Annotated in this window: 10 protein-coding genes; 7 read left to right on the top strand and 3 right to left on the bottom strand. The window is 41.2% G+C overall.

The genetic code is table 11. From position 1 onward, the window contains the following. Positions 1-77: 77 nt before the first annotated feature. Entirely contained in the window at positions 78-2,021 is a 1,944-nt protein-coding gene (locus tag QNM18_RS02765; protein WP_284136252.1) for a GEVED domain-containing protein, read from the bottom strand. 620 nt (positions 2,022-2,641) lie between these two features. Here QNM18_RS02765 and QNM18_RS02760 point away from each other — a divergent pair. Both QNM18_RS02760 and QNM18_RS02755 read left to right on the top strand, forming a co-directional pair. Beyond that, the gene (locus QNM18_RS02760) at positions 2,642-2,890 is read left to right on the top strand and encodes a hypothetical protein (protein WP_211009303.1); all 249 of its coding nucleotides are present in this window, start codon (positions 2,642-2,644) and stop codon (positions 2,888-2,890) included. A gap of 582 nt (positions 2,891-3,472) precedes the next feature. Beyond that, a complete protein-coding gene (locus QNM18_RS02755; protein ID WP_284136251.1) occupies positions 3,473-5,302 on the top strand; it encodes a serine hydrolase domain-containing protein in 1,830 nt (609 codons plus the stop codon). A gap of 211 nt (positions 5,303-5,513) precedes the next feature. Here QNM18_RS02755 and QNM18_RS02750 read toward each other — a convergent pair whose 3' ends face one another. Continuing rightward, a complete protein-coding gene (locus QNM18_RS02750) occupies positions 5,514-7,343 on the bottom strand; it encodes a hypothetical protein (RefSeq protein ID WP_284136250.1) in 1,830 nt (609 codons plus the stop codon). Between the two features lie 465 nt (positions 7,344-7,808). Between QNM18_RS02750 and QNM18_RS02745 the strand changes: the two genes are divergently transcribed. Continuing rightward, on the top strand, positions 7,809-8,591 hold the full coding sequence (locus QNM18_RS02745; protein ID WP_284136249.1) for an ion transporter: 783 nt from the start codon (positions 7,809-7,811) through the stop codon (positions 8,589-8,591). An 85-nt stretch (positions 8,592-8,676) separates the two neighbouring features. On the opposite strand, the gene QNM18_RS02740 is transcribed toward QNM18_RS02745, so the two are convergent. Then, positions 8,677-9,981, bottom strand: a complete 1,305-nt coding sequence (locus tag QNM18_RS02740; protein ID WP_284136248.1) for an amidohydrolase — start codon at positions 9,979-9,981, stop codon at positions 8,677-8,679. A 309-nt stretch (positions 9,982-10,290) separates the two neighbouring features. On the opposite strand from QNM18_RS02740, the gene QNM18_RS02735 reads away from it, so the two are divergent. From QNM18_RS02735 to QNM18_RS02720, 4 genes are all read left to right on the top strand, one after another. Beyond that, positions 10,291-11,043 (top strand): hypothetical protein, encoded by a 753-nt coding sequence (locus tag QNM18_RS02735; RefSeq protein WP_211009308.1) that lies wholly within the window; start codon positions 10,291-10,293, stop codon positions 11,041-11,043. 510 nt (positions 11,044-11,553) lie between these two features. Further along, a complete protein-coding gene (locus QNM18_RS02730; RefSeq protein ID WP_284136247.1) occupies positions 11,554-12,285 on the top strand; it encodes a carbon-nitrogen hydrolase family protein in 732 nt (243 codons plus the stop codon). Positions 12,286-12,347: 62 nt separating this feature from the next. After that, on the top strand, positions 12,348-12,716 hold the full coding sequence (locus QNM18_RS02725) for a DoxX-like family protein (RefSeq protein ID WP_284136246.1): 369 nt from the start codon (positions 12,348-12,350) through the stop codon (positions 12,714-12,716). Positions 12,717-13,105: 389 nt separating this feature from the next. Next, positions 13,106-14,185 carry a serine hydrolase domain-containing protein gene (locus tag QNM18_RS02720; protein WP_284136245.1) on the top strand — a complete coding sequence of 360 codons (1,080 nt, stop codon included), beginning with the start codon at positions 13,106-13,108 and terminating at the stop codon, positions 14,183-14,185. Positions 14,186-14,462 lie beyond the last annotated feature (277 nt).

The following is a 14,462-nucleotide window of genomic DNA, read 5'->3' as shown; positions in this document are numbered from 1 at the left end:
TCAAATTATTTTGACTCAGCTTGAGGGGTTGCCAAATATATCTTTTTTATAACTTCAATAGGTTCGCTAGATAGAACTTATAGTTTTTCTACCTTTACATCTATCCATGCATTTGCAGAGTCTTCTTGACCACCTCGCGCAATGGGTGTGATTTTGAAACCATTCCAAGGGTCAGTAAAGCTCTTGCCAATAGCTAACTCAGCGTCCGTTTCATCTTCTTGTGCCCAGCGAGAGTTATCTTTAGAGTTGGGGGTCATATCTAAAAGTGCTGAACGGTGATTCCAGAACGAAGGTAAAGGTTCATTTTCCATATAGCCTTTGATATTGACCAGTACACCATTTTTTGTATTGGTATTATATCTGTCATTTGTTGTACGGTACTCAAGCCAGTATGTGTAATCGCCATTACCAGACATCAAGCGCAGCCCAATATTGCCAGGCGCATTTGTGCCATTTGCCGTACCATGGTCAAAGGCGTAAATACGATATGTACCAGAAGATGTGATCAGGGGTACTTCTGCATCGGTTAGCCAACCTTTAAAGTAGCTCTTGTACATCAGGTTGTACTCTTCAAGCGTATGCGCTCCCATGCCCATCATTGCATGTGGATTACCATAGTTTCGGATCGTATCGCTACCCGAGTTTATGACATGGTTACCCGCTTCAACAGACATTGAATGACGCAGCCCCATTGCGTGTCCCATTTCATGCGCTATGGTGCCTGGTTTGTGGTGATATAGTTGGATGAATGGAGGACCTGCTTGCGAGTTGATAGTTGATACTTGTGGTGCAGCCATCATGACAAGATTTGCTTCACCAGGGAAGTTCATATCAACACCGGCCTCTGCGATTTTATCTGCATAGAGTTGATGCCAAGCTTTGGTGTCGGAATCATACTTTGACTTAGATTCATTAATGTAAATTTCAGGTTTGATCTCCCAAGTTACATTGAATCGGCCATAGGACTGCTCCGCATAGTACTGCTTAACAGTCTCCATATCGGCATTGATTTGATCTCTTGACCAAGGTAGTGGGGTACCATTAAAGCTAAATGGAAAAATGATCACATTTACGTGTGAAAACTCGTATGCAACATTGCCCGGATCGATAGGACCTGGTTCTTTACGGCAGCTGGTGGCACCGAGGTCAGCGACTATGGTGGCACCTTTAAAGAGACCCCGCATCACTATGTTAGTCCAATATTTTGTTGGATTGGAGATGACAACACACTCAGTATTGCCAATGTGCTTTGAGCGTATACTGTCGTCGCCGGGGCGAGGGTAGCCACCTTCTCCGTTGCGTGCTTCTAAGGTCAAGTTACCCTGGCCATAGGATGTGGTGATCGCAACACTGCCAGCAGTATCAGCTCCGGGAACTGAGAAGCTTTGAAACTGAGACGAAGATTTAACGCATACGGGGACACCATCTACGAGTGCCGACTGATCTGTTGGCGTTTGACTTAGACAAGTATTTTCAAGTTGTGTTGTGTCACGCTTTTTGATGATCACAGAGTAGTCTTCAACTTCACCTGAATTAAAGTTCTCACAGGCATTTGCAACGGGTGAATTGTACTTCATTGCAATTCGCATTCGTGACGTTACACCTTCTGCTGAAGCTGGGATATCCAAGGTTGTTGTTAGTGCCGAACGGCCGTTACCTGAACCAACCAACTCATCAATATCACTAAAGTCTCCATCATTGTTGAGATCAATATATACACTCCAATACTCGGTATAAGCGTTGTTGACGAATCCCGGGGTTAGGGTGATTTGATTTTGCCCAACGCTAAGCTCAGCCGTAAGGTTTGTATAGTCAGTGTATGCTGACTGACCAGATGAGGTGTTGTTTATTCCTCCAGCTGATACTCCTGCGATATGCTCATAGTTACCACCTCCTGAGCTGGTGCAATAGCTATTTTGTGGTACTGCGCTTGTGCTTGCGAGTGCGTTACTACATACAAGGGCACTGGGTAATAAACAGGACCCCATTAATAACAATTGTTTTGTACGTTTAATATTCACTTTACATGTTCTCCAAATTGTGAGTAGGCATACCCGAAGGTATTTATCTCATGGTAAAAAGGCTAAAAAAGTCACAAATAATTAATTAAATTATTGTGTTCCTTTAACAGTCTTTTGGATTTAGTGTATATTGTATACAATAGTTGTAAAGGTGAAATTATCTCATGATTATCTAAAATGGGTAAATTTTCACTTTTAAGGTGTTGATTTATAATGTGTTGTGTAGTTAAGGATTGTTTTTGTATATCAATATGACTCTTTGGAATATTGGAATAATATTTCCCATTGATTGTTTTTAATGCAGGCAGCCTTAATTTCATTGCTGGAAGTGTAACTCACAGCAAATATGGTAGTTACAGAATGTGGCGCAACTTCCCATTATTAAAAGTAATATAAATTTTGCTCAGGCATTTTTTGCAGAACAAACTTAGTAAAAACCAAACAATAATATTGCGTAATATAACTGGTGATTTTTGAGTTATTTGACGGTGCCGATTGACTGGTATAGTCGCGTTTTATGATTTTTTGAGTATGAAAATTAATCAATTTTGGGTGGTTGAATTCAGCCGCTGTTCAGCGTTTACTATTAGCTCAATTTTTCAAAAAAAGGAAATGATAAAGTGAAAACTCTACTTATTGGTGTAACAATTGCGCTAGCTTCGGCTGTCTCTGCTATTTCAACTGCGAACGCGGCGGGCTCTCCATTTACCGTTTGTAAATATAAAATGACCCAAGGTGCACCTGACTATGTTAGGCCTCCTGGTTCAGATTACGCGACTAAATACTTATCCGGACACGTATCTTGCCCATCTACACATGTGGGCGGTTGGGGGATTTACGCTCTAATTTCGCAAAGACACGTAAACTAAGTATTGCTGTTAAATAAACTTGTTTAAGTAGTTTATTTGAACGCATAAAAAGCGATGGGAGACTGATATATTTAGTTTCCCTCTATTGCTTTTAAGGCAAGCTTTACTGTTTTTTATAGTATATTGTATCCTGACTTGATTTTGTATTGTTGCGTTTTTTGACTGTTAATATTTGAACACTGATTTAAAGTCTATCGCCATATAGCTGACTAAGTAGTGAGGTAAATTAAGTCGATTAGATGTATTAAATTTGCACAAAGGTATTTGGATACATATGGCTAGTATGGCTAAGCGCCCTTTTTTCCAGCCGAACTGATATGGCATAGGTATCTCATCAAAAAATAATTAATCACTACATAAACGCAATTGGGCTGCGTTGTAGTTGTTTGGCCGGCACTTCGGTATAACACCTTGTTTTAAAACACATAGACATTAATTCACTATTGTGGTCCACTTCAAATCCCTTTTCACATTTGTTTCACGTCGCTGATCAGATACTTGTAGCACAGTGTTAGTCCTTACATGTATTGAGACGTTCGATGCGAATGTCATAATTGGTATGAAATTAATCAGGGAGAATAAGTGAAAAACATAATAACAACCCTCCAACTTCTAATTACTTTATGCGTTGTCGTGACTTCCAGCTTGAGCTCAGTGTATGCGGCAAGCAATAATGATGTAGTGTCTGGCATTGATCAGAAATTAGAACAGGTATTAGCAGAGCAGCAATTAGATGGCATAATTTGGACCATGGTAGATGGTGGCCGCAACGTGACAGGCGCACGGGGGGTGAGCGATGCGCAAAGCAAAAATGCAATGACTGACCTGCATAAAATGTACGTAGGATCAGTGACAAAAGCTGTGTTGGCTGTGGGGGTATTGCGTTTAATCACTGAGCAAAAACTAAGTCTCGATACTAGTGTGTCCCAAGTCTTACCGGGTATTGAGATCAATAACCCTTGGTCAAAAACGCACCCTATAACGGTTAGGCATTTACTAACACATACGTCTGGACTTGATGATATTCGTATGCATCAATTGTTGACCACCCAGACCGACCCAAATATGCCTTTGGAGTTGGCTTTTAGAGATAGCAGCACCCTTGATGTGAGAAACCAACCAGGACGGCGCTTTTCCTATTCAAATATAGGCTTTACGTTGCTTGGGATGGTAATTGAAAAAGTGACAGCCGTACGATATGAAGACTATCTGCTAAATCACATACTAAGACCACTAGAGATGCACCAAAGCAGTTTTCATTTTGTTGCAGAAAACGATCTTTTGCTTGCCATGGGACACTATGAAAACCAAGTTAAGCAGACACCTGTCAGTACTGTGCTGCGGCCTGCGGGGCAGTTTGTAACGACGGCACCTGATATGGCCAAGTTTCTTCAATTTTTAATGACACAAGATCATGATACAAAATCAAACTTTATTGCTCCGCAGTTACTGGACTTGATGTCAACCCCACAAGGAACTGAATCAGTTAAACATGGGCTTAAGATAGGACAGGGGCTAGTCTTATCGGGACGAGACCGTCACGACGTACTTGGTGCGTGTCGCCCTGGCAGCGCCTATGGTTATAATGCTTATTTATGTATTTTTCCTGAACAAAATAAAGCATATTTTTGGGCTGTTAATACAGATAATGAATCTGCAAATTTAGATAAACTTAACCAACTTTTTATCGAGCAATTAGATTTGGAACCTGCTGAACTTGTCGAGCCGAACGCGCCGGCGATTCAAACCCCGGAGATTGAAGGCGTGTATGTGTTAGCACCAAACAAAATGGTTCACTTTGCATTACCTGATTTACTGTTTCATTCGGTATATCTTTCGCAAAATGAGGGGCAATTAACCATCCAGTCGCTGCAGACGAAAGACAGAGTCTTATTGCCCATAGGAGACGGGATATACAGGGATATAACGCGCCGTACTCCATCACATGCTATTTATGAAGCCCGCGGTAAGCAATATTTAACGGACGGGTTCAAGACTTACTCTAAAATATCTATTGTGGAGTTTACCTTTTATTGGATCAGTTTGAGCATTGGTTTACTTAGTTTTGTTTATTTAATGGCCGTCGGCTTGTACAAGTTGATACGACTTAAAACAAGCCAGAATAGAGTATTAGTTTTGCCTGTAATTAATTTTATAGCATTCGCAGTGCCTATTTACTTACTTGGCCAACAACACTATTTGCAGCTAGGAGACAAAACTCTGGCGAGCTTGTCTTTGTTCGTTTGCAGCGCGCTACTGCCGCTATCCGTTTTGACCGCAGCGGTATTATTAATTCGTCAGCGGACTTTCAAAGAAATTAAATATCATTTGATTGCCTTAGTGATGTTTTTTCAGTGGTATTGTGTGATGTTTTATTGGGACTTTATGCCTATCGCATTGTGGAAAATATAGATTTCCATTGAGGGGGAGCATAGATGCGTATAGCTTGAAGTCAGGTGAATATGCTACAGGTGCGATGCACTTTATTGACTCGTCATGCATATAGAGAAGAATGACATTTATATTGAAAATTTGCTTGTAAATGTTGCGTCAAATTAAGTTAAAAAAGGGTCTGGTTTTGACCCTTTGGTACATGGTAAGTATGAATAAAAATTTTTAAGCCTTAGTTGCTTGTTCTATCACTTAAACAAGCACTATTAGGTCGCTCGGATATACGTCGCCATACACCCCAAGGGTCCACACTAAATGCTTTGCTTGGCGCATTATCGCCAACGATGTACCACTCATTGCGATATTCATGGCAATCGATGGCATCAATGACAATCTGCCCAGGTTGGCTATATAGTTGGCTTGGATCCCAATATCCATCTTTCACTGGTGGCGGGGGAGTGTGAGGCCCGTGTTCGAAGGCACATAAATTGTCTTCAAATTTGAGTTTAAGTTGTGCACTAAGAGAGACATAGGTTTCATCAGTACTTGCTTTAAGTGCTGCCAATGCGGTATTTGCCTCATCGGTACAATCATACGCTCCATCACTTGCTTTTAATTGGGTAAATTGACCATTGATATCAACGGCAATGCGATTTTGTGCTAACACAAATTCGTTTACATCAGCCTGATTGGCTTCGTTATTTGCAACGACCAATGCGGTTTGTTGAGTGTAGTTATACAGGTAGAATTGCTTCTTGCCTTGTTCATCATATGGACCACCTTCACCTAACTCATAGATAGGCAGCTTTACCATAATTTGCTCCAAGACCTGACCAAATTGCGTTTGGTATGAAATTGTATCGTTGCTTTGTAAGTCATTAAAAACCGATTGTGCAGCAACTTTAGCTTTGTCGATAACAGACTCCGAATAGAACCCGTAATTTTGTAATAAAGTTAAATAATTAGAGATATCTGTCCAAGTTAATTGAACTTCATAGGTACTCCCTTGAGCTGCTGCTTGTGACAAAGTGTTGGTTACATCAGGGATCTGCCTGATGTAGCGTGCACCAAAATCATTTTGTTTCTGAAAACACGTCCAATCATCTTCTAAGTCCTCTGTGATTGAGACGCAGTGATCAAACACTTCTTGAGAGCGTAATATCTGATCTTTTGCAGCATAAGGCCCACGGTTATACATAAAAGACATCAGCATAGTAAGCGCGTCGGGGTCTTTTGACTGCTGCAGAAACAAATGCATAGAATCCTGAGAAAGGTCGGAACCCTGATTCCACGGTAACGAGCCGCTGACTATTGCAAGTGCTGAACCGTTGTAAAATCCGCTACTCAAAGAAGAACCTAAAATATTTCTCGCGGGTCCGGTGTGGGAGCTAAGCACCGTTTTAGGGTCGAGGTTCTTAAATGGCAGTGGAAATCCGCCTCCAACTACACCTTGTAGCTCCGCCCAAGCACTGCCGGGGTACTCTATTTGAAGTACGCCATCATCTTCGTCTACTCCAGCTGGTAAATCTTTACCAAGAGAACTTTCTTGCAAGCCTTTTGAGACAAAATAATTTGGGTTCATTTGGCGCTCGAAGTAATCGCCAAAGCGCTCTCCTGTCGCGAAAGGTTTGCTCAAGTCGAAAGTACCATCGGCACCTTTGCGCAAGCCGTATTGCATTTGAATACGGCTTGATGCGCTGGCATGTGCAAATGCGATGGCCCACAATTTGTGCTCAACAATTGTATTGGATGAAGCTGAACCTCTGACACTCAAATTGATTTCATTAGGGAATTCTGTTTGCCAATCTATATGGTAAAACTGCCCCGGCTTGTTGCATCCCTCTCTATCGATATCGTAGCCGCCATCAGGTGTTTCGATGATTTCGCAGTGATAATTAACCGTTACCTTGTCTGCAAGTAAAATTCGGTAATCTGTAGCACCTTGATATGTCGGTAATAATTGACGGTATTGTGCTTCATTAATCGTTTGTATTGCACCGGCTTGGCTACACAGGCCACACAGGACGGCTACATAAATGGCCTTTATTGAAAGCTTTTTCATAATGTTTTGCTCTTTTCATGTTGTATTTTGAAAGTTTTGACATCGCTGTCAATATAAAATATACAATCTATTGTATGAAAAACAGGCTGGAATATGTTTTCAAAATGAAGCGGGTGGTTATTTTTGGTCTTATCGCTTGTTTGAAATGGCGCAAGATAGATGCCTGTAGTCTTGGCTATGTATATAAAATTGTTATTTAAATGGCACTTTTTGGATGGCTTATTCAACACTATACTTACTGTTTGGCTTTAGGTAGTAAGTTGTACAACCAGAACCTTTAATACCTCACAGTTTTCATTTTAGCCGCAAGATGCAGTGAAGAGGCAGATCACTATCTTTGATGACTCCACAACGATTATCATAATAAGAGTGCCTTGATAAGGCTTGACAAAAAAGCTCAAACACCAAATCATTGTTTAACTTTTGTTTTCCTAAAATAGAACCATGACATCTTCAAACACTTTTATGTCAAGATTGACCGCTTTAGTAGAGGCTAAGTCATTTCAAAACTTTTTAATTGCAGTGATTTTATTTAATGCTGTGACGTTGGGGTTGGAAACTACTCAGTTCGGCAAGGACAACGCAGGGTTACTGCATAAAATTGACTTTGTTATCTTAATAATATTTACCATAGAACTGATTTTGAAGCTGATTGTTTATCGTTTCAAGTTCTTCAAATCCGGTTGGAACTGTTTTGATTTCATCATAGTTGCAATTTCCTGGGTGCCAGCGGGTGGTGCGCTATCAGTGCTACGTGCATTCAGAATCTTACGAGTGTTGAGACTCTTTTCAGTTGTGCCTCAGATGCGCCGAGTTATCGGGGCTTTAGGTCATTCATTACCAGGAATGGCTTCTGTCATTGGGGTGTTGGGAATTGTGTTTTATGTGTCAGCAGTATTGACGACTAAATTATTTGGTCAACATCCAGATCCAAATATGCAGGAGTGGTTTGGTAGTATTGGCGCATCTGCTTACACCTTATTCCAAGTGATGACGCTAGAGAGTTGGTCAATGGGTATAGTAAGACCAACTATGGAGCTATTCCCACAGTCTTGGCTCTTCTTTGTTCCTTTTATCATTATCACCAGTTTTGCCGTTTTGAACTTATTCATCGGTATTATTGTAGATGCAATGCAGATTATGCATGAAGAAGAGGGCGACGCAGAGCCCGGTGTCGCATCAAAAGAAGATATATTGCGTGTTGAGGCAAAGTTGGATGAGCTTCTAAAGCAGAACGAACGCGACTGAATTCATTTTGCATTTTCGTGATGAATTCTTTTTGGCTTTCTCAAAGTCATGGGTGATGCGAATGAAACGCATCACCTCACTAGGCCTATCTATTTTTTGAATGTGTCATGTAATCCAAAGTAAATTCAGTTAAGGCACGTGTTCCGAGTTTAAAAGCGGACTCATCAGCAAAAAAATAAGGAGAGTGGTTGCTAGCTGCGTCCTTTGGATCTGTGCCTTTTGGTGTTCCCCCTAAAAAGACAAACAAACCGGGCACTTCCATCGCGTAAAATGAGAAGTCTTCTGCTCCGGTTACTTTTGGCATTTCAATCATGCCCTGTTTACCGACCACTTTACTAAGAGAAGGCAGCATTTGTTTTGTCAGTGCGGGGTCATTGACCGTCACTGGGTAGCCCTCGTAAATGCTTACCTCAGCTTCGTTGCCAGAAGCGCGAGCAATATGCTCGGCGGTATGTTTAATTTTATCAAAGATCTGTGCTCTGTTGTCCATGTCAAAGTTACGAATCGTGCCGACCATATTGACTTCTTCTGGAATAATATTGTTGCGTACACCGCCAGATATCTTGCCAAATGAGACGATAGCAGGCTCTTTGGTGATATTGATTTGACGACTTACAATGTGATTAACGCCTGACACAATTTGTGCGGCAGCGGCGATTGGATCTGCGCCGGCCCAAGGTGTAGAGCCATGAGTTTGTTCACCTTTTACGCTAATTTCAAACCTATCTGCGCTCGCCATTGTTGGGCCACTTCGATAACCAATCTGGCCTACATTTAACTTTGATGTGATGTGCAAACCAAACGCGACATCTGGTTTGTATTTTTTAAAGATCCCTTCTTTAAGCATCAGTTCAGCACCGCCTTCTTCACCTTCTGGCGCACCTTCTTCTGCTGGCTGAAAAACAAACATGACATTGCCGGCAAGTTCGTCGCGCATACCTGCAAGCACCTCGGCAGCGCCCATAAGCATAGCTACGTGAGTGTCGTGACCACAAGCATGCATAATACCGACATCAACACCTCGGTAATTGGTGGTTTTGGTTGATTTGAAAGGAAGGTTGGTCTTTTCTGTAACCGGTAACGCATCCATATCCGCGCGTAACATCACTGTGGGGCCGGGTTTGGCACCTTTTAACATGCCTACAACACCCGTATAAGCTACCCCTGTTTCGACTTCCATACCTAGGTTTTTTAGGTGCTCTGAAACCAGTGCCGCGGTGCGTACTTCTCGGTTCCCAAGCTCAGGGTTTTTATGTATATCTCTACGCCACTCTATGACTTTAGATTCAACCTGTTTTAGTAAGCTGGATTGATCTGTCGACGCATGAGCTGGCACGTTTAGCCCACCTAGTAGTATGGCAAGACTAAGGTTTTTTGTTATGTTTTTCATATCCTTTCTCATATGATTGTCTTTTCTTGATTATCAAAATAACAGACAAAATTCGTAGAAAAAATAAAATGAGACGAGGGGGTTGATAAGAGCTCTGCTTATTATTTTTTTTCCTGAGGCTTTCAGGCTATGCACCAAAGCGCGCGAATTAGCGAGTGTCATTAGCAGTAAATTGATGAGGTTTGTATTAGACATAATGTGATATTGACAGTGCGCAGCACAATAATATAGTGAAGATGCAGTACCCACATTACGAACTATAAAAATTTAATATTAAATCCAATTCAACAAAGGTTAAAAGGAGTTACAATGATTAAGAGCCTATCTTTGGTTTGTGCGCTTGTGTCCATGTCAGCTATTTCAAGCGAAATTGTCTATGATACAGATTTAGAAGCAGGTGCTAGCACTCAGTATAACCATGGTCCAATCAGTGAAGTTGTCGTTCAGAGTCGCAGAGCATTGCATATTTCAGCGCTATTTACTGTCGCAACCCCTGACGCACAGTGTACCAGCGCGAGTATTATTAATGAAAATACATGGCAACCAATTGCAGAGCTGGCAATACAAGGCAATACTGCAATAAATGGCGCGCTTCCAGAAGGGGTTGAAAGCACGCCAAAGTCACTGAAAATTACATGCCATACTGCAAACCAAACTTATACGGTATACCACAAAGTTCCAGCTGCACCGCAAATAACTTGGCAGGGTGATGTAATCGCCTCCGGTTGGACATCTGGCAATCATGCTTGGTATTACAAAAACATCGATTATAGGTCAACAGCATTTATCAATAATAATGCACCGGATGGTCAATGTAGTTATTCCAATTTAGTTGGTTTGACACCAAACGTAATTGAGAAAAAAGAGGGAACCCCGTTTAACAGCGCGTATTTCAGTGTTGAAGGCATAGCACTGGCTGGTGGTGGTTTGGCATATGACACTATGGTCTCGGAAATTGTTTGTAAAAATGCAGGTGGTACAACGCGAGCACTAGAGATTTGGGACTTAGGGTTTGATCATAATCCTGCGCCGAACAGAGAGATCACGGTTTATTCATACTAACGTATCAGTTAGGCAAGTAAGAAAGCAAAAGCATGGGGGAGTCGTACATTGAATGCGGTCTTTGAGCAGGTAAACAGGTGTTCAAGCTGTAAATGACGACCCTATTTTTTATCAACCAATTGAACCGAGCATCGATGACGCGGATGCGGTTAAAACCTATAAGTACCTTTTTTATATAAAAAATGATATTTTGCTCAGAACAACGGAGTACCCAGAAGCGCCATTTCCCATGAACCCGCAAGAAGAAATAGACTTATTAATACGCGAAGAACACGTAGCAAGTTATTAAAGCACAGGCGTAAATTTAGTGGTGGTGATAAACGTATGTGTTACAAAGCACGTTTCAAGACAAGCTTGGGGTTTGTTGCGTTTTAAACTTTCGTTTTCTCAGTTACTTTTACTGTGCTAATTGCCTTGTATTTTGAATATACAGGCGCAGATCGCTGCGAGCCTGCGACAATAATGGGGTTTAATACGACGATGATTTATCTTGGAGTTTAATAAAAAACTATGAAAATAGCAGTAGCGCAAAGCAGTTCAATTAAAGGTGATATAAAATTAAACATCGAGAATCACCTTAGGTATATTGAAAAGGCAAGTTCTCTAGGCGTAAATTACTTAGTTTTTCCTGAGTTGTCACTGTCAGGGTACGAGCCTCAGTTGGCAGCTGAGCTGGCAATGACGGTAGATGATACTCGTCTTGGTCCTCTTATCGCAGCTGCAAAAAAATATAAAATATCGGTTGGTGTTGGCGCTCCGCTGCGCTCAAATGGGCTACCAAAAATTGGTTTAATCATTATTCATGATAATGGCAATATTGAAACTTACGAAAAAATATACCTTCATGCTGGCGAAGAACAATATTTTAGCAGCGGCGATAAATATCATTTATTGGAAATAGAGCAAAGCCTAATCGCCAATGCCATTTGCGCAGATACCATCAATCCGAAGCATGCAAAAACTTGTGCTGAATCTGGTGCAATAATTTATGTAGCTGGTGTTCTGATAACACCGCAAGGGTATGAGAATGATGCAAAGAAATGGTCGACCTATGCGTCGGAGTACAGCATGCTGGTCGCCATCGCCAATTATAACAAGCCCAGTGGAGGCTTGCCTTCGGTGGGTAAAAGCGCAATTTGGTATGAAAATAAACTATTGGCCCAAGCTGGGATCTCTGAAGATGCGCTGGTAGTTGCAGAAAGTTGCAGTGGTGCTTGGATTGCTAACGTGTACCAGCTTTAAAGTTTATTCATTGATTTACATGTATTTTCGAGTTGGTTGTAACAATAACAAATGGAGAGACCGTGTCTTCGATTCAAATTGCCCGCTATGTCATTAGTTTTGCTTGGCTATATCATGGTATTTTTCCAAAGCTAGTCCATGTCGCACCAATAGAGCAATTGATTATGTCTAGTGCGGGCTTCCCAGACGACATATCGACGCTGATCACGAAGATAGCCGGAGTGGGCGAGGTCATGTTTGGTGTTTTGTTTTTTATGTTTTATAAATACAAAGCCATGAACATACTCAATATTATTGCACTAACACTGTTGTTGATCGCAGTTGCTGTTATGCAACCGCAACTATTGATTGAAGCTTTTAATCCTGTCACGACGAATATTCCTCTGATCGCGTTTAGTTATTTGCTGCTCAAAGATAGCCAAAGAGGTTAATATGCGCAGGTTTGTTGCTGGCTTACTCGTTATACTAATTACATATAGTATTGGCTGTTTGGCTGATTCAAGGAGTGAGTCTTTGGCGCTAAAATCAGCAGAAGGTTGGGTTAAAGACCAAGGAGTTGTGCATAAAGAGCTGGCTTTCGATACAAATTGCGACCATACAAGTTGTCAGATCCATATTTACCCACAGGCATTCGCGCGCAGTTTGTATAGAGGCTGTCCGTCAACATTGTGTGTCACCTTAACATATGACATTAGGAGCCAAAGTATTTCAAAACATGTTTTTTGGCGGTAGTGGTATATTTAATAAGTGTGTTTGTTTTAATTGATAACTTCTATTTATTTCCATTCCCTTGTATTGGTAATTACACCAAGGTGACCATATGAAACTTATCTACAGTGCGGTATTTTTATTGCTTACTGGGTGCAACCAGCATGAAAATGCCGATGATGAAATTGACCGAGCGGTAGCAGAGTTCTCGTCTAAAAATAGTTATGTGGGTTTGGCTATTTCGGCGGTTAAAGGTGAGCGGACGATAGAGAGTAGACAATATGGGTTTGCGGACAAAGCACTTGGCGTACCATTCGATCAAAGTAGTCTTATATCGCTTGGCTCTAACGCCAAAACAGTGATCGCAGCAGCGATTCTGCAATTGGAAGAACGTGGTTTATTAGAAACAACAGACACAATACAACAGCATTTTCCTTTCGAGTTGAAATACTTTGGGCAAGTCACCGTAGGAGAGCTGCTATGTCATACATCTGGTATACCAGATGTATTTAATGAAGAACAATTTCAAAACTACCGATGGCAAAAGTCTGTATCTCAAAAAGAGTTTGTAGATAAACTCAACGAAAAGCCAATCGTGATTCAGTCAGGAACAAGATATAGCTACAACAATACTGGTTTTTTTCTATTGGGCATGGTTATTGAGCACTTATCCAATCAGCCTATCGGTGACTTCTTAAGGGAGGAAATCTTCCCACAAGCGAAGGATCCTAATTTGTATTATTTAGGCGATTCGTTTTACCAACCTGCATTGGTTACAGCTTATGAGCAAGGTATATTCGGCAATACTGTATATCAGGATCCCGTTGAATACCGCGTAGTAGGTGGCGCGGGAGCGTTGGGAGGTAACTTAACGTCTTATATCAAACTGTTCAGAGCTATATTTTCTGGGAAAGTGCTCACTACAGCATCGCTTAATAAAATGACTACGCCTTGCCGTTACAAGAACAAAGATATTGTTCGTAATAAGCAAGGTCAACAAGTTGGACTTGGGATTGAAATTACACAATTAGGTGGTCAACTTGCCTTCACTAGAGGGGGGGCACTAAATGGTTACGTTTCCACTATCTATCATATTCCGGCAACCAATACGACATATGGTATCACGGGGAATACTTGGTCTCCTTTAGCGCCACTTTTGGAAGAAATCATTCTAAAACACACAGCAAAGTGAGCTGGGATTCGATTGAGTCAAAATGATACTTAGCACTATAAGTTCATGCCCAATAAAGAAAAAGAAAAAAAGTACCAAAATACATACCTTTAGAAAAAATCAGTGATATATCACAATCGTGTCAAGTATTTCATAGCTGCGCTATATACAGTCATGGCTCATTAACATCAAAACAGAGGTAGTTTATGAGCCTAACCTATCACTCCATTTGTGTTTTATTGGCAATGGCCGTAGCCGACGAAGATTGCTATGGCAAAGCAGGTAAATGAAGAACACC

Source organism: Pseudoalteromonas obscura (assembly GCF_030135505.1).
Classification (GTDB): domain Bacteria; phylum Pseudomonadota; class Gammaproteobacteria; order Enterobacterales; family Alteromonadaceae; genus Pseudoalteromonas; species Pseudoalteromonas obscura.
This window is presented reverse-complemented; position numbering and strand designations above follow the sequence as displayed.